The following is a 23,015-nucleotide window of genomic DNA, read 5'->3' as shown; positions in this document are numbered from 1 at the left end:
GCCACAACAGCCCCGCTCGCCACAGCAAGTCCATTCAACACAGCAAGCCCGCTCACCACCTACTCGTCATTCCTCCTTGCGATGCGCCCACTGATACAACGCCGGCAGCACCAGCAAGGTCAGCAACGTGGAAGAAATAATCCCGCCAATCACCACCGTCGCCAACGGGCGCTGCACCTCGGCGCCGGTGCCGGTGGCCAGGGCCATTGGGATAAACCCCAGGGATGCCACCAGCGCCGTCATCAGTACCGGGCGCAAACGGGTGAGCGCGCCTTCGTTGATCGCCACCGACAATGAGCGCCCTTCCTCGCGCAGGTTGCGGATGAAGGCAATCATCACCAGCCCGTTCAACACCGCCACACCCGACAACGCGATAAAGCCCACCCCCGCCGAGATCGACAATGGAATATCGCGCAACCACAGCGCCATGATCCCACCGGTCAACGCGAACGGAATCCCGGTAAACACCAGCAGCCCGTCCTTGAGGTTGTTGAACATCATAAACAGCAGCCCGAACACCAGCAGCAACGCCACCGGCACCACGATGCGCAAACGTTCGGAGGCTTCCTTCAACTGTTCGAACTGGCCGCCCCATGTCGTCCAGTAACCCGCCGGCACCTTCACCTGGCTGCTGATGGCCGTCTCGGCCTCATCAACAAACGAACCGATATCCCGCCCGCGCACGTTGGCGCTGACGATCACCAGACGCTTGCCATTCTCGCGACTGATCTGGTTCGGCCCGAGTACCAAATCCAAACTGGCAACCTGGGACAAGGCGATAAAACCCAACTGCCCCGACGCGTTACTGGCCAGCGCCGGTACCGGGATCAACAGCCGTGATAGCCCGTCGATATCGGTACGCAACGCGTCGGACAAACGCACAACCATGTCGAAGCGGCGGTCACCTTCGTACAACGTACCGGCCTGGCGCCCACCGACAGCGACGGCAATGGTGTCCTGCACATCGCCCACATTCAGGCCGAAACGCGCGGCCTTGTCGCGGTCAATATTGATCGTCAGTACCGGCAGCCCGGAAGTCTGTTCCACCTTCACTTCCGAGGCGCCCTCAAGCTTTTGCAGGGTCTCGGCGATTTCCCCGGCGGTCTTGTTGAGCACCGCCATGTCGTCGCCAAACACCTTCACCGCCACATCACTGCGCACCCCAGAAATCAGCTCGTTGAAACGCAGTTGGATCGGTTGCGACAGTTCATACGCACTGCCCGGCACAATCGCACTGGCGCGCTGGATATCTTCGATCAGCGCTTCACGAGATTTCTTCGGGTCCGGCCATTGGTCCTTCGGCTTGAGCATCACATAGCTGTCGGAAATATTCGGCGGCATAGGGTCGGAAGCGATTTCCGCGGTACCGGTACGCGCGAAGACCCGTTCGATTTCCGGCACCTGAGCCATCAAGGTTTTTTCCAGCTGCTGCTGCATCTGCACCGATTGCGTCAGGCTGGTGCCCGGCACACGCAAGGCTTGCTGGGCGAAGTCACCTTCACTGAGGCTGGGGATAAATTCGCTGCCCATGCGGCTGGCCACCACGCCCGAGGCGACGATGGTCAGCACCGCCAAGCCAAACACCAGAGGGCGGCGCGCCATCACCCAATCCAGCACCGGCGCATAGACCCGACGTGCCGTGCGCATCACCAGGTTTTCTTCTTCCTTGACCTTGCCAGTGACGAACAGCGCGATCGCGGCTGGCACGAACGTCACCGACAGAATCATCGCGCCGAGCAGGGCAATCACCACGGTAAAGGCCATGGGGTGGAACATCTTCCCAGCCACACCCGTGAGGGCGAAGATCGGCAGGTACACCACCATGATGATCAGTTGCCCGTAGATCAAAGCCCGTCGAGCCTCCTTGGCGGCCGCGAACACTTCATGCAGGCGTTCGCTGCGGGTCAGCAGGCGGCCATGGCGCTGCTGCGCATGGGCCAGTCGGCGGATGGCGTTTTCGACGATCACCACCGCGCCGTCGACAATAATGCCGAAGTCCAGCGCGCCAAGGCTCATCAGGTTGGCGCTGACTTTGTTGGTGAACATTCCGGTAAACGTGAACAGCATCGCCAGCGGGATCACCATCGCAGTGATCAACGCCGCGCGGATGTTGCCCAGGAACAGGAACAGCACGGCGACGACCAGCAGCGCACCTTCGAAGAGGTTTTTCTTCACGGTGGCGATGGCTTTTTCCACCAGGTTGGTGCGGTCGTAGACGGTGACGGCCACCACGCCTTGGGGCAGCGAACGGTTGATCTCTTCCAGTTTTTTCGCCACCGCCTGGGACACGGTACGGCTGTTTTCACCGATCAACATAAACACCGTGCCCAGCACCACTTCACGGCCATTTTCCGTGGCGGCACCGGTACGCAGCTCACGGCCGATTTCGACGTGCGCCACATTGCGCACGCGAATCGGCGTGCCATCCGAGGTGGTGATGACGATGTTGGCGATGTCATCGATGGACGCCACTTGCCCCGGAGCGCGGATCAACAGTTGCTCGCCGCTGCGCTCGATGTAACCGGCGCCGACGTTGGCGTTATTACGCTCCAGCGAAGTGACCAAATCGGTCAACGTCAGGTTATAGGCCGCCAGACGCTTGGGGTCCGGGGCGATCTGGTATTCCTTGGCAAAGCCGCCGATGGTGTTGATCTCGGCCACGCCCGGCACATTTCGCAGTTGCGGCTTGATGATCCAATCCTGGATCACCCGCAGGTCGGTCGGTGTGTAAGGCGTACCGTCTTCTTTGAGTGCGCCGTCTTCGGCTTCGACGGTCCATAGGAAAATCTCCCCGAGACCGGTGGAAATCGGCCCCATCGCGGTTTCGATGCCGGTGGGCAATTGTTCGCGGGCCACTTGCAGGCGCTCGTTGACCAATTGGCGGGCAAAGAACAGGTCGGTGCCGTCTTTGAAGATCACCGTGACCTGGGACAAGCCGGAGCGCGACAACGAGCGCGTCTGCTGCAAACCCGGCAAGCCGGCCATGGCGGTTTCAATCGGAAAGGTGATGCGCTGTTCGGTCTCCAGCGGCGAAAACCCGGCCGCCGCCGAGTTGATCTGCACCTGCACATTGGTGATGTCGGGCACTGCGTCGATGGGCAACTTCTGATAGCTGGCGATGCCGACACCGGCCATCAACAGCACCGCCAGCAGCACGATGATGCGCTGTTCGATGGCGAATTGGATAAGGCGCTCAAACATGGGAAATCACTCGCAGGATCAATGGGCGTGCTCGGCCGAGCCTTTACCCAGTTCGGACTTGAGGATGAAGCTGCCTTCGGTCGCCACTTGCGCCCCGACGTCGAGGCCTTTGCGTACTTCGACATAGCCGTTTTCACTCACGCCCAGTTCGAGGTGGCGGGTGATGAAACCGTCCGCAGTGCGCACAAACACCGAAGGTTTGTCCTCGACGGTCTGGATCGCGGTTTGCGGCACGGTGACCTTGGCCTGGTAGGTGTCGGTGGCCAATTGCACGGTGACAAACAGCCCGGGGCGCCAGGCGTCGTCGGGGTTGGGCACGGTCACGCGCACGGTGGCGGTACGCGTCTGCTCGCCGAGCAGGTTGCCGACGTAGGCCACGGTGCCTTGTACTTCAGTGCCCATTTCCGTGGAGGTGACTTTCACCGGTTTACCGACGCGCACCTTGTTCAAGTCCTTGGGAAACACGCCGAAGGTGACCCACACCTGGGACAAATCCGAGAGCGTGAAGGCATTGCTGGTTTCGCCCACCACCTCACCGACGCCCAGGTGTTTTTCCACCACCACACCGGCGAATGGCGCACGCAGCTCATAGCGATTGCCGCCCGCCAGAACGGCACTGCCGCTGAGCGCCGTCATCTTCTGACGAGCGTTGTTCAAGGCGATTTCAGCTTCCTGCAAGGTCTGGCGCGCCAGCAGGTAATCTTGCTCGGCGGAGATCTCGTCCTTCCACAGTTGGCGCTCGCGCTGGAAAGTGGTGCGTGCCAGTTCGACACGACGCTCACTGGCCGCCAGCTCGCTGCGTTGATCAGAAATCTGCTGGCTGGAGATCACCGCCAACAGTTCGCCTTTCTTCACCGACTGGCCGAGGTTGACCTTGACCTCCTCCACCACACCGGCCGCACGCGGGACGATGTGCGAGGTACGGTCCTCGTCAAAACGCACTTCGCCCGGCAGCGTCAGCAGGGTGCTGATCGCGCGGGGTTGGGCCTGGGCGAGTTGGATACCGGCAGCCTGGATCTGCTGCTCAGTGAGTTCGAGTTTGCCTTCTTCTTCCTCTTCGGCATGGGCAAAACCAGACAGCATCAGGCCCAGGGCGACGGCAAGCGCCACACCGTGTTTATGCTTCATAAAAGACTCCAGAAAAAATCAAAACCGGGCGAGGTCGCCGTAAATCCGTTCGATGCGTACCCAGGCGTCAGTCGCCTGGGCGGTCGCCGTGAGGTATTGGGTGCGGGCTGCGATCAAGGTGCGCTGGGCGTCGAGCACGTCGAGGAAGTTGAACTTGCCCATCTCGAAGCCACGGGTGGCGCTGTCCACCGCGCTTTGGGCGGCAGGCAGGATTTGTTGGTTGAACGTGCGCACTTCAGTGTTGGCGGTTTGCCACAGGTCCAGGGCCTGACGGGTTTCGGTGCGCAGGCGCAGCTCAACGGCATTGCGCAGGTCGCGGGCCTGATCGGCGCGGCGGCTGGCGGCGAGCACGTTGCCCTGGTTGCGGTTGAACAGCGGGATCGGCATCGACACGCCCACCAGGTTCACCCGCTCACGCACGCTGGCGTCGTACTGGCTGCCGATCGACACATCGAGGTCAGGAATGCGCTGGGCTTTTTCCAGGCCCACGCTGGCTTCGCTCTGGATAATCTGCATGTCGGCCAGGCGCAGTTCGGTGGTTTGCTCAAGTCGCGCCAGCAATTGTGCGGAGGCCGGCAAGGGCGGTGCGGATTGGCTTTGAGTGGCCACGGCCTGGAAGTCGGGGGTGGCGCTGCCGGTGCTGGCGGCAAGGCGGCGATAGGCATCGCTCAGGCCGACCTGCGCGCGGTTCAACTCCAGGCGGATCTCCGACAGCTGCACCTGCGCGCGCGTGGCTTCCACCGGCGATGACTTGCCGGCGGTGACGCGGCCCTTGGCGACCACTAGGCCGCGCTCGGCAAGCGCCATCGAGCGTTGCGCCAGGTCGAGGCGTTCCTGGGCTCGCAGCGCGCCGTAATAGCTGTCGATCACATCGGCGCGCAGGCCATTGCGACGCTGCTCAAGGGTCAGCGCGGCGGCATCCTGGGCACGTGTCGCCACGTCAATCCGCGCACCGCGCTTGCCGCCCAGTTCCAGGGTTTGGCTGAGTTTAATCGTGGTGGTGCGCGTGCTGCGGCGCGTGTCTTCGGCATCCCATGAGGCTACCGGGTTGGGGATCAAGCCAGCCTGTTGGCGACCGCCTTGGGCAATCTCGATTTCCCATTGCGCGGCAGCCAGGTCGGGGTTGTTGGCGAAGGCAGCTTGCAGGGCTGCATCAAGCGTGAGGGTTTGCGCCTGAGCAGCACTGGCTGCCACCCACAACGCAGTCGCCCCTAACAGTGTTCTAACGGCCAACAGTGTTCTAACGGAAAGTGCCATAACGAGAGTTCCAGGCCCAGAAAGTCGCTGAGGTTTCCCAGCGAGGGCAATGTAACTTTCGGTACTTATCAGGGCGGTGGGCGGAACATTACAAATCTGTTAGCCGGGATCAGGCATGCACGTCGTCATGTTCATCGTGCTCAAACCCCTCGCCTTCCACCTGCAAAGTGACGTGGGAAATATCGAATTGTTCGTGCAGCAACTCCGTCACCAGCGTGAGGATTTGTTGTTCGGTGCCCAGCGCCGAGTCCGCCACCAAGTGCGCACTCAGCACATTCTTGCCACTGGTCAGGGCCCAGATATGCAGGTCGTGCACGTCCTTGACCCCAGGCACGTTGCGGATGCCCTGCTCGACCTGATCAATATCAATGCCGTCGGGCACGCCTTGCAGCAGCACGTTCATGCTTTCCTTCAGCAAGATCCAGGTGCGTGGTAATACCCAGAAACCAATCCCTGCCGCCACCAAGGAATCGACCCAGCCCCAACCGGTGAGCATGATCACCAGCGCCGCGATGATCACGCCAATGGAGCCGAGCATGTCGCTCCACACTTCCAGGTAGGCGCCTTTGACGTTGAGACTTTCGCCGCTGCCGGCACTGAGCAGGCGCATCGAAATCAAGTTGATGATCAGCCCCAACACCGCGATCACCAGCATGCCGGTGGACTGGATTTCAGGCGGCGCCTGCAGCCGTTGATAGGCCTCATACAGAATGTAAAAGGCCACGGCAAACAGCAGCAGCGCATTGAACGACGCCGCCAGAATTTCGAAACGCGCATACCCGAAGGTGCGCTTACGGTCAGCGGCGCGCTTGGCCATCTGGATGGCAACCAGGGAAATCGCCATCGCCAGGGTGTCCGTCATCATGTGGGCCGCGTCGGACAACAGCGCCAGGCTGCCGGTGACGAAGGCGCCGATGACCTCGGCGATCATAAAACTCCCGGTTAAGCCGAGCGCCATCCACAACTTGCGTTCGTGACCTGCGCGTACCTGGGCGTGATTGTGTCCGGCGCTCATGTGATGTCCTCGTCATAACGGAATGGGCTGATCATAGGGCCATAAAACCATAGCACCGGCACGCCTTGCGAAATTGTCATTCAGCTGTCAGCCAAGCGTTAACCAGGCTCGCACCAAAACTGCGCAATAGCGCTGTGGCACGGTTCTATCAGGTATGCTTTTCGGGCAGGAAACAAAAAGAAACAAATTAGCCAACCTGTTCGATAAGGAGCCCCGTTTTGGAGTTATCGACTGCCGCGTGGATGGTTCACGACACCCGCCTTATGCTCTGCGTGCTGCTGGCGATCGTCAGCATCATTGTGTTGATCAGCGCGACCAAGCTGCCGCCGTTCCTGTCGATTCTGATCGGTACGTTTATCGCCGGTGTCGGCGCCGGGTTGCCTCCGGAAGAAGTCGCCAAAGCCTTCAGCAAAGGCGCCGGGGCGATCCTCGGTGAAGCCGGGATCATCATCGCCCTGGGCTCGATGCTCGGTGCGTTGATGGCCGAATCCGGCGCGGCCGACCGCATTGCCACCACCCTGCTCGGGCTGGGCAAAGGCAAGTCGCTGCCCTGGGTAATGGCGCTGGTCGCCATGGTGATCGGCCTGCCGCTGTTCTTCGAAGTCGGCCTGGTGATGATGGTGCCGATCATCTTCGTGATGGCCAAACGCTCGAACCAACCACTGCTGAAAATCGCGATCCCGGCGCTGGCCGGCATGACCACCCTGCACGCCCTGATGCCACCGCATCCGGGGCCGCTGATTGCGGTGAGCGCGCTGCACGCCGACCTGGGCCTGACTATGCTGCTGGGCTTTTGCCTGGCGGTGCCGGCGGTGATTCTCGCGGGCCCGCTCTACGGCAACTGGCTGTCCAAACGCCTGCACGTGGATGAACCGGCCGACATCGGCGCGCTGTTCAGCGCACCGCCCAAGGCGCCACGCCAGCCGAGTTTCGGGGTGTCGTTGCTGATCATCTTGCTGCCGGTAATTCTGATGCTCGGCAGCACCTTGGCCAAGGTTGCGATGTCGCCGGAAAACCCGGTGGCATTGACCTTGAAATTCCTCGGTGAGCCGCTGATCGCACTTGGCCTGGCCGTCATCGCCGCTGTGATCTGCCTGGGCTGGGCCGCCGGTATGCCACGCAGCGACGTCGGCAACACCCTGCGCAAAGCCCTCGCGCCTATCGCCGTGCTGCTGTTGACCATCGGTGCCGGCGGCGGCCTCAAGCAAACCCTGCTGGACGCCGGCGTCAGCCAGACCATCAGCAAGGTCGCCGAAGGCGCACACATGCCCTACTTGCTGCTGGCATGGTTGATCGCCGTGGCCCTGCGCCAGGCCACCGGCTCGGCGACCGTTGCTACCACTACCACGGCGGGCATTCTCGCACCGATGATGGCGGGTTTGGCGGCGACCCAGAGTTCATTGGTAGCGCTGGCGATTGGCGCCGGCTCGGTGTTCTTCTGCCACGTCAACGACGCCGGGTTCTGGATGGTGCGGGAGTACTTTGGCTTGCAGCTGAAGCAGACGATCTGGGTGTGGTCGGTGTTGCAGACCATCGTTTCCGTCGTCGGCTTGGTGGGTACGTTGGTGCTGTGGCACTTTCTGACTTAAACCTCAGGAGGCCAAGGTGTGGCGCTTACCAAAAATCGCCACACTCGCCACCCCCACCGCGCCCATCACCACGCAATAGCCCACGCAAATCCACGGGCTGGTAGGCATCAGCGCAATCAACAGCAGCGGCGTAGTACTCGCCCACAACGCGTAGGCAATGTTGTAGGTGAAGGAAATCCCTGACACCCGCACCTGCGCCGGGAATAGGCCGACCATCACCGACGGCACCGCGCCCACTACGCCGCAACTCAAGCCCGCCACGACATATGCCGCGCCCAGCCATACGCCGCCGTTGATCAGGCTGGCGTACAGCACCGCAATGCCCACCGGCAGCAACAGGCTGTAGACCTGCACCGCGCGCCAGGCGCCGATGCGGTCCACCAGCAGGCCGGCCAGGACACAGCCGATATTCAGGAAGACGATGCCCAATGCGCTCAAGGCGAAGGTGTGGCTGGGGCTCATGCCGAAGGTTTTTTGCATCATGGTTGGGGTGATGACCACCAGCACCACCACCGCCGAGGTGAGCACGCAGGTGAAGATCATCGCCGGCAGCAACACGGCGCGATGGTCGCGCAGCACGGTGCGCAGAGGCAGTTCGGCGGCGGCCTGGCGACGCGCCTGCATTTCGAGGAACACCGGGGTTTCGTTGAGCCAGCGGCGCAGCCACACGCCGATCACGCCGAACACACCACCGAGCAGGAACGGGAAGCGCCAGGCGTAATCGAGGATTTCAGCGGGGGTGAAAACTTGCGCCAGCAGGGTGGCAGTCAATGCGCCGAGCAGGTAGCCGAAGGTCAGGCCGGCCTGCAGGAAGCCCAGGGCATAGCCACGATGCTGGGTTGGCGCGTGTTCGGCGACGAAAGTCCAGGCGCTGGGCACCTCGCCGCCCACTGCCGCGCCTTGCAGCACGCGCAGCACCAGCAGGATCAATGGGGCGAAATAACCGATTTGCGCGTAGGTCGGCATGATCCCGATCAGCAGGCAGGGCAAGGCCATCATCAGGATGCTCAGGCTGAACACGCGTTTGCGCCCCAGGTGATCGGCGAAGTGCGCCATCAAAATGCCGCCCAGCGGACGCGCCAGGTAGCCGGTGACGAAGATGCCGAAGCTTTGCAGCAGGCGCAGCCACTCGGGCATTTCTGGCGGGAAAAACAGCTGGCTGAGGGTCAGCGCAAAGAATACGAAGATGATGAAGTCGTAGATTTCCAGGGCGCCGCCGAGGGCGGCCAGGCCCAGGGTTTTGTAGTCGGAGCGGGAAAAACGCTGCGCCTGTGGAGAAAAGGTGGCAGTCATGTGGAGGCTCGGCAGACAAACAAAATGGCGTGCAGGTTATGAGCTGAGCCCAATGATGGCAATCACGACAGATATATTTGTTTTCCTCATGGATCGATGAAGATAACTGCATTCCCATATCAATGGCCGTAGCGGAACATGCCGTAAAACTGCCAACACCATAATAAATACAAGAGGAAAGACTCGTGGCCGATGCTATCGAAGAAAGCCGCTATGCCCGATTTGCCCTGCGTTGTTCCAATTTCGCCGAACGCTGGTTTCCAGACTCCTGGGTGTTTGCCGCCCTTGCGGTGATCATCGTCGCCGTGGCGACCCTGGGCATGGGCGCCGCGCCGACCGAAGCCGCCAAAGCCTTTGGTGATGGGTTCTGGAGCCTGATCCCGTTCACCATGCAGATGGCCTTTGTGGTGATCGGCGGTTATGTGGTGGCCAGCTCACCGCCTGCGGTGAAACTGATCGACCGCCTGGCACGCATCCCGAAGAACGGCCGCTCGGCCGTGGCCTGGGTGGCGCTGATCTCGATGGTTGCCTCCCTGCTCAACTGGGGCTTGTCCTTGGTGTTCGGCGGTTTGCTGGTGCGCGCACTGGCCCGTCGCACGGATTTGCGCATGGATTACCGCGCGGCCGGTGCTGCCGCCTACCTGGGCCTGGGCGCGGTGTGGGCGCTGGGGCTGTCGTCGTCGGCCGCGCAATTGCAGGCCAACCCGGCCAGCTTGCCGCCGTCGATTCTGTCGATTACAGGGGTGATTCCGTTCACCGATACCATCTTTCTATGGCAATCCGGGGTGTTGTTGCTGGCGCTGATCGTGGTGTCGCTGATCATCGCCTACGCTACCGCGCCGGGGCCGAACAGCGCCCGTGATGCAAAAGCCTGCGGCGTCGACCCGGCCTTTAACCTGCCCAAGATTCAAGCACCAACCCGCCCGGGCGAATGGCTGGAACACAGCCCGCTGTTGACCATTTTGCTGGCCCTGCTGGCGGCCGGCTGGCTGTTCCATGAGTTTTCAACCAAGCCGGCAATCAGCGCCATCTCGGGGCTCAACACCTACAACTTCCTGTTCATCATGGTCGGTGCGCTGCTGCACTGGCGCCCACGCAGCTTTCTGGATGCGGTAGCGCGCGCCGTGCCGACCACCACCGGCGTGCTGATCCAGTTTCCGCTGTACGGCTCGATCGCCGCGTTGATGACCGTGGTCAAGGGCGGCGACGGCCAGACCCTGGCACACCACATTTCGACCTTCTTCACGTCCATCGCCTCCCACGACACCTACGCGCTATTAATGGGCGTGTACTCGGCGGTGCTGGGCTTCTTTATTCCGTCGGGCGGCGGCAAGTGGATCATCGAAGCACCTTACGTAATGCAAGTGGCCAACGACCTGCAATACCACCTGGGCTGGGCGGTGCAAATCTACAACGCAGCTGAGGCGCTGCCGAACCTGATCAACCCGTTCTATATGCTGCCGCTGCTGGGCGTGTTGGGGCTCAAGGCGCGGGACTTGATCGGGTTTTCGTTTGTGCAGTTGCTGGTGCACACGCCGTTGGTGTTGTTCCTGCTGTGGGCGTTGGGGACGACGTTGAAGTATTTGCCGCCCGTCATGCCCTGACGCGGTCAGTGTGGGAGCGGCGGTGTGACTGGCTCGCTCCCACATTATTAACGACAAGCCGCAAGCTGCCGTTCTGATGCAATGTGTGGGGTTCGTCCCACTCTGTGTGTCGACAACGCCTGACTTCTATCGCCAGCGCCTTTGATTAACCTGACTCGGATTACCACTCACCAATCGCCAAGGAAAATCCGATGACGCCCCTGTCCAAATCACTGGAATAGTTGATCAATGATATTTATGAGGACGACAACGTATCGGTCGTTGAGTACACAACCCTGCGAGACGATGCCGATCGGCGCATGGCTGCCGTGATCAAAGAGTTTGGTCTGCATAACAACGTGACAGCCTTCCAAAAAGCCATGGATGTCGCCATGCAACTGCTGCAGACCAGTGTCATCGATGCGAAGAAAGCCAGGTTGACCGATACCGGCGAAGCCATCGTCAAGGATGCGGTGACGGCCCAGGTTGAGTACTTGCGCGCGGGTAGCCAATTGGCGCTGCGCCTGTTGTAATCGCCCGATTCATTTCGCTGTCTTCGTTCGGTCATATTCGGTTGCTACCGTCCTGGCGAAACATCTTGCAACAACTAGCCAGCAGGGACTCCCAGTAATGAGTGACGAGCACCAAGACCGCCCTTCCTCCGATTCCACAGCTCTACCACCGGTGGATACCAGCCGCCGGCGCTTCCTGGGAGGCGCAGCGGTACTGGGGGTCGGCGCGACCTTGGGTGCCTGCGGCAATACCGGCGAGCCCTCGGGCAAACCGCAAGTGCGCCCACTCACGCCGCAAGAGCTGGACAAGGCCCTGCACGACAACGTGAAAAATGTGGTGGTGATCTACGGTGAAAACCGCAGCTTCAACAACCTGTTTGCCGACTTCCCCGGCGTAGAGAGCCCGCTGTCCGCGCTCAAACCCGCCGACTACCAGCAACGTGACCGTGACGGCAGCCTGCTGCAGACGCTGCCGCAAGTGTGGGGCGGCGTGACTCAGCTTGGGCCGCAGACGATCGACGGCGTGGTTTACCCCGTCGCCACCCAATATCAAGAACACTTACCCAATGCACCTTACGCATTGAAAGGCCCTGACGGCGAAGACCTGCCGTTGAGCCTGATCACCCGCGACCTGTGGCACGTGTTTTATCAGAACCAGATGCAGATCAATGGTGGCAAGAACGACCAGTTTGTCGCCTGGGCCGACTCGGGCGCGCTGACGTTTGGCCATTACCCGCAAACGCGCTACTCGCTGCGCCTGTGGGACGTCGCCAAGGAGTTCGTGCTCTGCGACAACTTCTTCCAGGGCGCCTTTGGTGGTTCTTACCTCAACCACCAGTATTTGATCAGCGCTCAAGTGCCGTTTTACCCGGATGCTGCCAATTCAGTGGCCAAATCGCAGATCGCCACGCTGCAGAGCGACGACCCGACCGACACGCGCCTCAAGCCGCTGGACAAGTCCCCGGCCAGTGCCATGACTGGCCCGCCACAATTCGGCCCCAGCGCGCTGACGCCGGACGGCTACGCGGTGAACACCATGGCGCCGCCGTATTGGCCGACCTGGATCCGCGACCCGGAGCGCCCGGACTACGCCAAACCCGACTTGCCCAGCGTGCTGGTGCCGCAGTCTCACGAACACATCGGCGACAAGCTGTCGAAGAAAAACGTGGACTGGGCCTGGTATGGCGGTGCCTGGCAGGCGACGATCGACGAACACAAGGATTCGGCAGCGATCCCGAAGATTCCGAGTTTTCAGTATCACCATCAGCCGTTCAACTACTTCAAGCAGCAAGGCCCGCAAAACCCGGTTGAGCGCAAGAAACGCCTGCGCGACGGCGGCCTGGGCGATGAACCGAGCACCAACCACTTCCTGGCTGATGCCCAGGCGGGAACACTGCCGGCGGTGACCTTCTACAAACCCCAGGGCAACCTCAACATGCACGCCGGTTACGCCGACGTGGCTTCGGGTGACCGCCATATCACCCGCGCCCTGAAGGTGCTGCAGGAAAGCCCACAATGGAAAAACATGGTGGTGATCATCACCGTCGATGAAAACGGCGGCTGGTGGGACCACGTTGCACCGCCAAAAGGCGACCGCTGGGGCCCGGGCACGCGGATTCCGGCCGTGGTGGTCTCGCCATTTGCGCGCAAAGGCACGGTGGACCATACGGTGTACGACACGGCGTCGATCCTGCGTTTGATCACCCGGGTGTTCCAGCTGGAGAAACTGGACGGCCTCAAGCTGCGTGATGACGCGATGACCGCCCGCGGCCAGAAGCCCATGGGCGACTTGAGCAACGCGCTGGAATTCAAGGCGTAGGTTTTCTTATCCAATAGCGACACGCCTGGCGATTTAACACGCGATTTTCCTGGTCAGCCGCTACTGTGTGGAGGTGGGCTTTCAACCCGCGCAGACGGGCTTTCGCTGACAAGGAACCAACTATGTTTAAACCGACCAGGCTGTCCTTCACCCTGGCCGCACTGCTGGCCAGTGCGGTCGTACAGGCCGATATCGAAGTACCACTGGGCAGCACGCAACGCGTCACCCAGTTGTTCGCGTTCCCCAATAACTGCAACGTGATCTGCTTTCGGCCATGGACGCTGGAGCAGACTGCCGAGCACTACTTGAACCAGAGCCTTCAGCGCGACGGCTACAGCCGTGCCAAGGTCAGCGTGAAGACCCACGACGGCCAGGTCTCAGCCACCTTCAGCGGCGTGCCGGACCACTACGGGCAGCCTTTGACCACGTTGCTCAATACCGCTGACCTTGCCTACCAAGGCGCCAGCAAACTCAACGCCGACGGCAAGTGGGCCTACAACTGGTACCTGTTCCTGCCGCTGGGCATGGCGCTGGAACACCGCAAAAGCATAGAGTTGCTGCACTTCCCGCCTGACTATTCGCTGACCCAGGCCCAGGATTACCTGGAATCGGCCACCACTGACCGATGGGCCAGCTTGCTCACCGACAATGGCATCCCGGCCACCGAAACACCGGCTTACCAGACCATCATCGATATTGCACCGATCGCCGCGCCGTCCAACGCGGGTAAAGACCTGGAAAACGTCTACAGCTACTTCGCCGACTATCAGACACGCATGGTCAAGGAACTGAGCCTGCGCGCTAACGGCTCGTTGCCGATGGTCGCGTTCGGTGCCCCGGTGCGCAGCTGGATCAAGCAACAGTACGGCCAGACGGTGAGCGTGCTGGGCTTGGCGCAAATCAGCCCGGCAGCGGGCAAGACCGTGTCGGTACTGGGCGCCAACCATCCGAGCTACATCTGGTATGCGGCAGACCCGGCCACCTATGACGGCAATGAACAAAAGGCCGACGAGGCTGGTTTAAAGGTGATGGGCCAGGATCTGAGCGCTGCCTGCTGGCAGGCCGGCATGGGGCAAAAACCCGCCAGCGACCCGAATGTATTGCTCAAGGCCTGCATGAACACTTGGCAAGTCACGCGCAAGGAGCAGACCTGTGAGTTGTTCTACACCTCGGTGCGCAGCCTGACCCCGGAGCAGGCCAACGCAAAATGCGCCACGCCCGCCATCAAGGCACAGTTGAAACAGCTCAAGAACACCGCCCCAGCCCCCCTAGTCACAGCGCCAGCGCTGTAGTGCGCACAAAAAATCAGCGAGTTCTACTGTGAAGGTTGACAGTAGAAATCGCTGACGTGTTCAGCGAGTCTTGATCCAGGCCCATTCGCTGCAAGACTGGCAGTCAGACACCGTTCGCAAGTCGATGCAGCCCACCACAGGAGAGTGATGAAAACTCAAGCCATGGATAAGGCTAATAGTGCGGACGATGACTGCCTGTACCCCTTCGCGACAACGCTGGCCGAGTGCGGCTATCCGTCGTCCCGGCAATTTGAGGTAATACGTGACAAACACGGCGAGGTCATCGGCATCAAAGCCCGTGTGGGCTTCGACAGCCGCACACTCATTGCCCGCGTGTTCGGCTATGCCTTGAGCGAACGGCGCCCGCATACCTTCCAGATCTCGGCACGCATCCGGCTGTACGACCCGTGGGTCTGCGGCCAACTGCATCACTCCTGCGATCCAAATGTATATCTCGATACATCCTATCTGGAGCTCTGGTCAGTCATGCCGATTGCCGCCGGCACGTGGCTGACCATCGATTACGCCAAGACCGGCGACGTCTTGCACCGCCAGTTCGCCTGCCAATGCGGCAGCCCCAACTGCAGGGGCTGGATCAAAGGCCCGGAGGAACAGTTCAGCCTGGAAGGCAAGCTGTTCCTGGAGCAACGGGACGACAAGACGCGCCTTTAAGCTTCACCCAACGGGCGTAGGCGGTATTGCGGCGGCAACTGCTCGAAGCCACTGATGGTGGTGTTCAAGCTCTTCCAACGACCGTCCTTGATGCCGTAGATGCAGCCATGGATCGACAGACTCTGCCCACGGTGCCAAGCGTTTTGCACAATGCTGGTATGACCGACGTTGGCCACCTGCTGAATCACGTTCAGCTCGCAAAGGCGGTCCACGCGTTCTTCTTCGGTCGGCAGTTGGGCCAGCAGGTCGCGGTTTTCGTAGTAGAGGTCACGAATGGTGCGCAGCCAGCCGTCGATCAGGCCGAACTGGCGGTCCTGCATCGAGGCGCGCACACCGCCACAGCCGTAGTGGCCAGTGACAAGGATGTGTTTGACCTTGAGCACATCGACCGCGTACTGGATCACCGACAGGCAATTGAGGTCGGTGTGCAGCACCACGTTGGCGACGTTGCGGTGCACAAACAGATCACCCGGCAGCATGCCGACGATCTCGTTGGCCGGCACCCGGGCGTCGGAGCAGCCGATCCACAGGTATTCCGGGGTTTGCTGGCGGGCGAGCTTGGCGAAGAATTCGGGATCTTCCTGTTTGATCGCGTCCGCCCAGCGTTCGTTGTTATCAAGCAGGTCTTGTAGTTCGTTCATCAGGGAAAGCCTCAGGAATGATGCGCAGCTGTGTGACAGACAACCGCTCGTCCGGGTCACGCCAAGCCGTAATTAGCTTGAATTTTTAGGGCGCCGTGCCTGTCCACACACTATAAGCCCCACAGTATGAGGATTGGCCATGACTGAATCACGACGTCCCTACGGCGCTACACAGCCGGAACCGATTGATGACAACGAAGATCGCATGGGCGAGATGCGCGAGCTGGACTTTGACGAGGAGACACCGACTGCAGAAATCGGCGATGAAATCCCAGCTCGCGAGCGTGAGCACCTGATGCCCGACGAACGGGTACGCGAAGCTGGGATGACCGGTGCTTCGACGGATGACCATGAGTCCACCGATGATGATATGAGCCCGGAAACGCTGATCCATGAGGATGGCGCGCGGGATGCGCAGGAGGCGGGTGAAGACAACCCGGCGGATTACGATTTGAGCATCGTCGAGGAAGATGAGATCGGCGGCGGGAATGGGCTGGATGAAGCCGAGTTGGCCGATATCGATCCCGTAGACGGTAACCGCTGACGCACCACAGGCCCAGCGGTGAACACTGCCCCTGTGGGAGCCGGGCTTGCCCGCGATGCAGGCGCCTCAGTGCCCGAGTGAGGCCGAGGTGAGGCTCTCGCAGCGGTTCGACAAGCCAGCCCCCACAGGGGCCTGCTTGCACATGGGATGCCTGCGTTTTAGTCGATCAGGGTGCAGGCCATGACGACCGCATCTTCACGCCCGCCCACAGCGGGGTAGTAATCGCGGCGGCGGCCGATTTCGTTGAAACCGTAGCGCTCGTACAGGCGGAACGCGCCGGTGTTGCTGTCACGTACCTCCAGGAAGCACTCGCGCGCACTGGCCGCATACGCGCGGGACATCAAGTGCTCCAGCAGCGCCAGGCCAAGGCCACGGCCCTGGTTTTCCGGTTTGACGGTGATGTTCAGCAAATGCGCCTCATCGAGGATGATTTGCACCACACCATGCCCCACCTGCTGCTCGCCCTCGAACATCAGCCAGATCTGGTATTTGCCCAACCCATCGAGAAAAATCCCACGGGTCCAGGGATGGCTGAACGCCGCGTATTCGATCTTCAGTACAGCGTCGAGGTCCGCCTCGGTCATCGGGCGGAAGGATAAAGCTTCACTCATCGGTACTTTTCCAGCGCGCCATCAGCCGGCGCATGGCTTGCCAGACATCAGCCTTACGCTGTGGCTCTTCCATTAATAATTCAAGGCCCGGCAGGGCCCACACCGAGCCCAGGCCTTCGACCTGCAGTTCGCGGTACCAGGCTTCGGCATTCGCTTCGCCGGCAAACCGCACGGCGGGCAGGCCGATCAGCCACAGGCACACGCAGGGTTCGTCTTCCAGGCGTGCCGAAACAAAACCTTGTACAAAATCCCGCGCGGCTTCCGGGCCCTGGTCCATGGTGCCGCGCACCAGCAGCGGCCAGCGCACCGGGTCGCCGACAATTTGCGGGCTGTCGGGCAGGCCGGCGGCGCGCAGCATGTCTTTGAGCAGCATGTAAGCCGGGTCGCGGGTCTGGAAACGCTCGCCGGTGGGCAATTCCACCAGCAGTAGGCAACGCCCGGCGCGCAACAATTGCAGGGCAAAGCGCGGCGGCGGCACCACCGGGGCCTTGGCGACCGGCGCGGGCTCTTCAACCACTGCAGGCTTGACCATCGCAGAGGGGCGCGGCACTTCAATCTTCGCCCGCTCGACGGCAGGACGCGCCTCGGGGACGGGCTTGACCACCGCCACCGGTGCGGCGGCCTCCTCCCCCGAAACTTCGAACGCCTCAGAGGGCTCAAGCGCTTGCAGCAGCTCGGGCCGCGACGGGGCGGCGAACGGCAGTTCGGTGCGGGGCAGCCAGTTGACCACCTGCATGGCGGTCAAGTAAGCGCGACGTCGGGACTCGATAAGCACAGCTCGGCCACTTGTGGATAAGTAAAGAGCGGGGATTCTACCGCTGTTCGGTAACAATCGCCCACTGCGCACTGACCGGCTGTGGATAAATCCCGCGCCTGATGCAGTACAATCGCGACTTTTAATCGCCAACCAGCCGGCCATTCCATGATCGAACCCAAGCGCGTCCTGCGCGCCCTCGCCGAACACTGGGCCTTACTTGAGCCACTGTGCGAACACTTCGACCAAGGCACCTTGAGCCTGGGCGAGCTGCGCGCGCAATTGGCCGCCCAACAACTGGACAGCACGCCCCAGGACATCACCAGCCTGCTGGACGTGTGGATTCGCCTGGATATCCTGGTGCCTGTCGCCAAGAGCCCGAACCGTTTCGAGCTCAACGCACAGATCCACGACTTCCTCGCTTATCTTCGCAAGGAGCACCGGCTTGGCCTGTGCCTGGAAATCGAAGCCTACCTGCGCCACCTTGAGCGCCTGGCCGGTTATATCCAGGACGCCTTCGACATCCGCGATGGCCACGACCTGGCCCGTCAACTGCGCCTGCTGGATATGCGCGTACGCGACGTGCTGAAAAAGCTCGCCAACGACGAACAAGCCCTCGCCGCCGTGGCCGACCGCGCCAAGACCAGCGACCGGCAGATCCCATTGCGCCAGCGTTACGCCGAGGTCCTGGCGACGTGGGACGAATACGTCGAACCGATGATCCAACTGGTGAACGCCGACGGTGCCTTCGAGCAAGGCGTGCGCAAGGTCGAGAACGTGCTGCTGCGCATGCTTACCGAACAGCAGCGCCTCGGCCACCTGGTGGACGATGACATGCTGCTGCGTACCCACGCGCGCATCCTCGAAATGCAGACCAGCGCCCAGCTGACCTTGCGTCACGCCCGCGAACTGCTGTTGCCGCTGCGTGAAGAAGCACGCCGGCACAACGCCGTGACCCGTGGTGCGGCGTTGGCCTTGTCGGCCATTCGCCGTAAAGGCCTGGACGCGGTGCCGCAGGCGGCGATGCCGATGTTCACCCGGCCGCAAAGCACCTTCCTCGGCAGTGCCAGCCAGGTCGAGGCCTATGTGTATGCCCTGGCGAATTTCGAGCCGAAACCGGCGCGTTTCCCCAAGGCGCACAAATCCCACAAGGGCGAAGCCCAGCGTGCACCGCGCACGGTCAAGGAAATGCTCGAGCGCTGCGAAGATGCACTGCCGATGCCGGACCTGATGACTTGGCTGCTGGAGCAGGAACCGGACGGCGCCACCGACGAATTGCTGTACTGGTTCTCGCGACTCTCACGCGAGAAACGTTTCAAGCGCGAACGCCTGGAACGCCGCGACTATCACACACACGAGCACCAGGTCAGCCTGCGCTCATTCGCCCTGCTCCCGGCCGGCTCTGATACGGCCGAGAATTCTGCGAGTACACCTAATGCAACTTGATCTATCCGAACTGTCCCAGCTGGCGCCGATCTTTCGCGAGCTGTTCAAGGGTTATCACGTCAGCCGCCGCGACCCGGAGCTGTACGCGCAATTGTCGAACTTCCAGGACCAGTACCGCACGCTGTTCAAGGCCCTGGGCTTTGAACTGGTGTGCGATACCCGTGGTTTCTATTACTTCGTACCGGACTCCGCCATCGCCAGCGCGCAGGTGAACAAGACCGCCCAGCGCCTGGCGCTGTTCACCTTCATCATCGTCGAGCATTTGGCCGACCAAGGCCGCGACCCGATCGCCGTGCTCGACGGTGGCAGCTTGGGCCGCGATGAGTTGCCCTCGCTACTGGAGAAGTACCGCGACCTGTTTATCCAGGCCGAAGTGCAGACCCAGGAAGAACTCGAAGAAAAGATCATGCGCCGCATGACCCAACTGGGCTTTGCCAGCGAAGACAACGGCGTGTACCGCTTCTTGCCGCCGATGCACCGTTTCCTCGACGTGTGCCTGTCGGTGCAGCAAGACCGTGACCTCGCGGCCAGCGTGCACAGCGTGTTGCCATTGCCGGCGCCGGTGATCATCGACGAAGACAGCGACGAGAAACTGCTGAAGACCGATGACCCGCTGGATTTGAGTGACTTCGAAGAAGAAAGCGAAGAAGACGCGATGGCCCGCGCCATTGCCGAAGAACAGGAGACCGATGCATGAGTAAGGAACGCTACGGCATCCGCCGCTTCGCCCTATTGAACACCGCCGGTTACAGTTTGGGCCTGTTCCCGCTGGAAGAGCCGCTGTCGGTGTATGGCGCGAACAACCTGGGTAAATCCGCGTCGATCAACGCCCTGCAATTCCCGATTCTGGCGCGCATGTCGGACATGAGTTTCGGCAAGTACACCCTGGAGCAATCGCGGCGCTTCTACTTTGCCACCGACACCAGCTACATCCTCGTGGAAGTCTCGCTGCCCCACGGCCCGCACGTGATCGGCGTGGTCGGGCGTGGCCCCGGCGGTGGTTTTGGTCACCAGTTCTTTGCCTATGCCGGCAAGCTGGATTTGGCCCACTACCAGAAAAACGACACCTGCCTGCGCCAGAAAGAGCTGTTCACCAACCTTGAGCGCGAAGGCCTGAAAGCCTACGAACTCAAGCCGGATGAACTGCGCCGTTTGCTGGTGGGCGGCCACACGTCGATCCCGCTGGACCTGACCCTGATTCCGCTGCGCTCCACCAGCGAGCAGAGTCTGAAGACCTTTCGCGCACTGTTTATCAACCTGCTGCACATGCGCGAAATCACCGCGGCCAAACTCAAGCAATTGTTCCTGGATGCCTTCGAACACAGCCTGCGTTCCGGCAGTGTCGATTACATCGCCGCGTGCGAAGAAGCCTTCCGCGATGTGCGGCGCATGGAGCAGGACTACAACTCGCTGGTGGCTGCCGGCCCGTTGGTTGAAGCCCTGGCCAATGGCGTTCGCCAGCGCGACACGTTGCGCGGCAAATTGCATCGCCTGTCGCCATTGCTGGACTCGTTGCTGGGCACCTGGTCGGACTACGCCAGTGCGCGCAAGGAAGAGCTGACCATCCAGGCCGAGCACTACCGCAATGAACAGGACGCGCTGCAAAACGATCAGCGCGGCGGCACCCAGGAGCTGATGCGCCTGGAGCGGGAAATCAGTGGCATTCAGCGTTGGTTGGGCGAGCTGTCGGTGCTCAAGCATCGCTTTGCGCTGGTGGATGACGTCAAGGTGCTGGAGCAGCAACTGCTGGCCGCCAAGGATGCCCACGATGAGTTGGCAGGTGCGTTGGCACAGTCCCGGCAGTTCAGCGCCGAGGACTTGGACGAGCGTCTGCGCGACCTGGAAAAGCGCCTGAAGTCGGTCAAGCAACAGCTCGACCACGCAGACAACAACAGCTACGCCAAACTGCACGAGGAGTTTTCGCAGCAGGATGTCGAGCGTCTGATGCGTTTGTTCAACAGTTCGTTGTTCAGCCTGCCATTGGGCGAGCATGGCATCACGCTGGACGAGGACGGCCAGTGGGTGAAATCCCTGGAGCAGATCCTTGATGGCTTCAAAGGTGAGCATTTTGAAGTGCCGGGGCTGTCCATCGACATTTCCCACATCGAGCCACCTGCGTTGCAGGCCTTGGCGGATCGCGCGGCGTTGCGCGACCAGAAAGAGCGCCTGGAAAAAGAACTCAAGCAGCTCAAGACGCAGCAGGCTGTAGCTTCTGACCGTGCGGCGAGCAAGACCCAGACCGAAGCGCTGTACCAGCAAGTGCTGGATGCGCAGAAAGCGCTGGAAGACTTCCGTCGTGCGCAGACCTTGAGCGCCGAAGAAGGCGAGAAGCTGGAAAACCTGGCGCAGATGGAAGCCGCGCAGGATGAGTTGAAGCGCTCCAGTGATGCCTTCACCGAACGTGTGCAGCAACTGTCGGCCAAGCTGCAATTGGTTGGGCGTCAGATCGGCGATATGGAAGCCAAGCAACGCACGCTGGATGACGCGCTGCGCCGTCGCCAGTTGCTGCCGGCAGACTTGCCGTTCGGCACGCCGTTCATGGACCCGGTCGACGACTCCATGGACAATCTGCTGCCGCTGCTCAATGACTATCAGGACAGCTGGCAAGGTTTGCTGCGCGCCGATGGCCAGATCGACGCACTGTATGCACAGGTGCGCCTCAAAGGCGTGGCCAAGTTCGACAGTGAAGATGATATGGAGCGTCGCCTGCACCTGCTGATCAACGCCTATGCACACCGTACCGATGAAGCCCTGACACTCGGCAAGGCACGCCGTGCGGCGGTGACCGACATCGCGCGGACCCTGCGCAATATCCGCAGCGACTACGACAGCCTGGAACACCAGTTGGCCTTGTTCAACCGCGAGATCAACAAGCGCCAGGTGTCCAACCTGCAAAGCTTCCGCATCGTGCTGGCGCCGAACAAGGAAGCCCTCAAGCATATCGACCAGATCATCCACAGTGCCGGTCAGTATGAAGAAGGCGAAACCCTGTCGGTGTTCGACTTAAGCCAGAGCGCCGAGCAGGACAACAAGAACGAAGAGGCCAAGGAATACCTCGCGCGCCTGGTGGCGGCCAACCATAACCAGTTGGGCCTCAAGGACTTGTTCGAGCTGGCGTTCGAGATCACCAAGGTGCATGGCCAGCCGGTGATTCACACCGACATCGACGGTGCGGCGTCCAACGGCACCACCATGACCATCAAAGCGCTGACCAACATGTACTTGTTGCTGCACTTGATGGACCGTGATCAGGCCGGGCGTGTGCGTTTGCCGTACTACCTCGACGAGGCGGCGGACATCGATGAGAAGAACCAGGCGGCGCTGCTGGAAACCAGCTTGCAGTTGGGCTTCGTGCCGATTCTGGCCAGTGTGAAGCCGCAGGTGTCCGCCCAAGTGGCGATCGACCTGGAAGGCGGCAGCGGGCCGAATGGCATCTACATTGATGAGGCGGACTGGAAGTACATCCGTCGTCACGATGCAGTAAAGGCTACGGTGAATGTGCAGGCGGATGAGCCGGAGTTGGATGAGGTTTGATCGGTTGAACTGAAATGCAAAAAGGCCCCTGGGTGAGAATCCAGGGGCCTTTTTTGTCGCCTGTTACGGCCTCTTCGCGGGCAAGCCCGCTCCCACAGGTGAGCGCATTCCTAAAAGTTAAATG

At 61.2% G+C, this 23,015-nt stretch carries 18 protein-coding genes; 10 read left to right on the top strand and 8 right to left on the bottom strand.

Annotated elements, in window-relative coordinates; all coding sequences use genetic code 11:
* Nucleotides 1-66 precede the first annotated feature (66 nt).
* The 4 genes from KZH41_RS04875 to KZH41_RS04860 form a co-directional block, all read right to left on the bottom strand.
* Nucleotides 67-3,201 carry a CusA/CzcA family heavy metal efflux RND transporter gene (locus tag KZH41_RS04875; protein WP_242154238.1) on the bottom strand — a complete coding sequence of 1,045 codons (3,135 nt, stop codon included), beginning with the start codon at nt 3,199-3,201 and terminating at the stop codon, nt 67-69.
* Between the two features lie 18 nt (nt 3,202-3,219).
* Entirely contained in the window at nt 3,220-4,329 is a 1,110-nt protein-coding gene (locus tag KZH41_RS04870; protein WP_263274467.1) for an efflux RND transporter periplasmic adaptor subunit, read from the bottom strand.
* A gap of 18 nt (nt 4,330-4,347) precedes the next feature.
* On the bottom strand, nt 4,348-5,586 hold the full coding sequence (locus tag KZH41_RS04865) for a TolC family protein (protein WP_263274466.1): 1,239 nt from the start codon (nt 5,584-5,586) through the stop codon (nt 4,348-4,350).
* Nucleotides 5,587-5,695: 109 nt separating this feature from the next.
* Nucleotides 5,696-6,601, bottom strand: coding sequence for a cation diffusion facilitator family transporter (locus tag KZH41_RS04860; RefSeq protein WP_094948855.1), 906 nt, complete (start codon nt 6,599-6,601; stop codon nt 5,696-5,698).
* A 218-nt stretch (nt 6,602-6,819) separates the two neighbouring features.
* On the opposite strand from KZH41_RS04860, the gene KZH41_RS04855 reads away from it, so the two are divergent.
* Nucleotides 6,820-8,190, top strand: a complete 1,371-nt coding sequence (locus tag KZH41_RS04855; RefSeq protein WP_263274465.1) for a GntP family permease — start codon at nt 6,820-6,822, stop codon at nt 8,188-8,190.
* A 3-nt stretch (nt 8,191-8,193) separates the two neighbouring features.
* Here the strand turns inward: KZH41_RS04855 and KZH41_RS04850 are convergent, their stop codons facing one another.
* Nucleotides 8,194-9,483 (bottom strand): MFS transporter, encoded by a 1,290-nt coding sequence (locus KZH41_RS04850; RefSeq protein ID WP_263274464.1) that lies wholly within the window; start codon nt 9,481-9,483, stop codon nt 8,194-8,196.
* Between the two features lie 185 nt (nt 9,484-9,668).
* On the opposite strand from KZH41_RS04850, the gene KZH41_RS04845 reads away from it, so the two are divergent.
* The 5 genes from KZH41_RS04845 to KZH41_RS04825 all read left to right on the top strand — a co-directional run bounded on the left by KZH41_RS04845 (nt 9,669) and on the right by KZH41_RS04825 (nt 15,361).
* Nucleotides 9,669-11,087 carry a short-chain fatty acid transporter gene (locus KZH41_RS04845; protein ID WP_122514145.1) on the top strand — a complete coding sequence of 473 codons (1,419 nt, stop codon included), beginning with the start codon at nt 9,669-9,671 and terminating at the stop codon, nt 11,085-11,087.
* 221 nt (nt 11,088-11,308) lie between these two features.
* Nucleotides 11,309-11,599 carry a hypothetical protein gene (locus KZH41_RS04840; protein ID WP_263274463.1) on the top strand — a complete coding sequence of 97 codons (291 nt, stop codon included), beginning with the start codon at nt 11,309-11,311 and terminating at the stop codon, nt 11,597-11,599.
* 97 nt (nt 11,600-11,696) lie between these two features.
* Nucleotides 11,697-13,397 carry an acid phosphatase gene (acpA, locus tag KZH41_RS04835; RefSeq protein ID WP_094948850.1) on the top strand — a complete coding sequence of 567 codons (1,701 nt, stop codon included), beginning with the start codon at nt 11,697-11,699 and terminating at the stop codon, nt 13,395-13,397.
* A gap of 122 nt (nt 13,398-13,519) precedes the next feature.
* Nucleotides 13,520-14,689 (top strand): hypothetical protein, encoded by a 1,170-nt coding sequence (locus tag KZH41_RS04830; protein ID WP_094948849.1) that lies wholly within the window; start codon nt 13,520-13,522, stop codon nt 14,687-14,689.
* 147 nt (nt 14,690-14,836) lie between these two features.
* Nucleotides 14,837-15,361, top strand: coding sequence for an SET domain-containing protein-lysine N-methyltransferase (locus tag KZH41_RS04825; protein ID WP_263274462.1), 525 nt, complete (start codon nt 14,837-14,839; stop codon nt 15,359-15,361).
* Here the strand turns inward: KZH41_RS04825 and can are convergent.
* On the bottom strand, nt 15,358-16,002 hold the full coding sequence (gene can / locus KZH41_RS04820; RefSeq protein WP_010213394.1) for a carbonate dehydratase: 645 nt from the start codon (nt 16,000-16,002) through the stop codon (nt 15,358-15,360). The genes KZH41_RS04825 and can overlap by 4 nt on opposite strands.
* A 139-nt stretch (nt 16,003-16,141) precedes the next feature.
* On the opposite strand from can, the gene KZH41_RS04815 reads away from it, so the two are divergent.
* Entirely contained in the window at nt 16,142-16,546 is a 405-nt protein-coding gene (locus KZH41_RS04815) for a serine kinase/phosphatase (protein ID WP_263274461.1), read from the top strand.
* A 158-nt stretch (nt 16,547-16,704) separates the two neighbouring features.
* Here KZH41_RS04815 and rimI read toward each other — a convergent pair whose 3' ends face one another.
* Nucleotides 16,705-17,157: a ribosomal protein S18-alanine N-acetyltransferase gene (rimI, locus tag KZH41_RS04810; protein WP_094948846.1), complete on the bottom strand. Its 453-nt coding sequence runs from the start codon at nt 17,155-17,157 to the stop codon at nt 16,705-16,707.
* Complete coding sequence (locus KZH41_RS04805; protein ID WP_263275080.1) at nt 17,150-17,893, bottom strand: energy transducer TonB; 744 nt, start codon at nt 17,891-17,893, stop codon at nt 17,150-17,152. Before KZH41_RS04805 ends, rimI begins: the two co-directional genes overlap by 8 nt.
* 186 nt (nt 17,894-18,079) lie before the next feature.
* On the opposite strand from KZH41_RS04805, the gene mksB reads away from it, so the two are divergent.
* Genes mksB through mksF form a run of 3 tightly spaced genes read left to right on the top strand, consistent with a single transcriptional unit; the run spans nt 18,080 to nt 22,891 of the window.
* The gene (gene mksB, locus KZH41_RS04800; protein WP_094948844.1) at nt 18,080-19,357 is read left to right on the top strand and encodes an Mks condensin complex protein MksB; all 1,278 of its coding nucleotides are present in this window, start codon (nt 18,080-18,082) and stop codon (nt 19,355-19,357) included.
* Nucleotides 19,347-20,054 (top strand): Mks condensin complex protein MksE, encoded by a 708-nt coding sequence (gene mksE, locus KZH41_RS04795; protein WP_094948843.1) that lies wholly within the window; start codon nt 19,347-19,349, stop codon nt 20,052-20,054. Before mksB ends, mksE begins: the two co-directional genes overlap by 11 nt.
* A complete protein-coding gene (gene mksF / locus KZH41_RS04790) occupies nt 20,051-22,891 on the top strand; it encodes an Mks condensin complex protein MksF (RefSeq protein ID WP_263274460.1) in 2,841 nt (946 codons plus the stop codon). Before mksE ends, mksF begins: the two co-directional genes overlap by 4 nt.
* The last annotated feature ends 124 nt before the right edge of the window (nt 22,892-23,015 follow it).

This window comes from Pseudomonas sp. YeP6b (assembly GCF_025642995.1).
In the GTDB taxonomy this organism is placed as follows: domain Bacteria; phylum Pseudomonadota; class Gammaproteobacteria; order Pseudomonadales; family Pseudomonadaceae; genus Aquipseudomonas.
The sequence above is the reverse complement of the archived record's forward strand: the minus strand, read 5'-3'. Positions and strand labels throughout refer to the sequence as shown.

Bases quoted from the DNA above. Each gene is read 5' to 3' on its own strand.
- KZH41_RS04875 (WP_242154238.1), bottom strand. From the start codon at position 3,201: ATGTTTGAGCGCCTTATCCAATTCGCCATCGAACAGCGCATCATCGTG.
- KZH41_RS04870 (WP_263274467.1), bottom strand. From the start codon at position 4,329: ATGAAGCATAAACACGGTGTGGCGCTTGCCGTCGCCCTGGGCCTGATG.
- KZH41_RS04865 (WP_263274466.1), bottom strand. From the start codon at position 5,586: ATGGCACTTTCCGTTAGAACACTGTTGGCCGTTAGAACACTGTTAGGG.
- KZH41_RS04860 (WP_094948855.1), bottom strand. From the start codon at position 6,601: ATGAGCGCCGGACACAATCACGCCCAGGTACGCGCAGGTCACGAACGC.
- KZH41_RS04850 (WP_263274464.1), bottom strand. From the start codon at position 9,483: ATGACTGCCACCTTTTCTCCACAGGCGCAGCGTTTTTCCCGCTCCGAC.
- acpA (WP_094948850.1), top strand. From the start codon at position 11,697: ATGAGTGACGAGCACCAAGACCGCCCTTCCTCCGATTCCACAGCTCTA.
- KZH41_RS04830 (WP_094948849.1), top strand. From the start codon at position 13,520: ATGTTTAAACCGACCAGGCTGTCCTTCACCCTGGCCGCACTGCTGGCC.
- KZH41_RS04825 (WP_263274462.1), top strand. From the start codon at position 14,837: ATGAAAACTCAAGCCATGGATAAGGCTAATAGTGCGGACGATGACTGC.
- can (WP_010213394.1), bottom strand. From the start codon at position 16,002: ATGAACGAACTACAAGACCTGCTTGATAACAACGAACGCTGGGCGGAC.
- KZH41_RS04815 (WP_263274461.1), top strand. From the start codon at position 16,142: ATGACTGAATCACGACGTCCCTACGGCGCTACACAGCCGGAACCGATT.
- rimI (WP_094948846.1), bottom strand. From the start codon at position 17,157: ATGAGTGAAGCTTTATCCTTCCGCCCGATGACCGAGGCGGACCTCGAC.
- KZH41_RS04805 (WP_263275080.1), bottom strand. From the start codon at position 17,893: ATGCAGGTGGTCAACTGGCTGCCCCGCACCGAACTGCCGTTCGCCGCC.
- mksB (WP_094948844.1), top strand. From the start codon at position 18,080: ATGATCGAACCCAAGCGCGTCCTGCGCGCCCTCGCCGAACACTGGGCC.
- mksE (WP_094948843.1), top strand. From the start codon at position 19,347: ATGCAACTTGATCTATCCGAACTGTCCCAGCTGGCGCCGATCTTTCGC.
- mksF (WP_263274460.1), top strand. From the start codon at position 20,051: ATGAGTAAGGAACGCTACGGCATCCGCCGCTTCGCCCTATTGAACACC.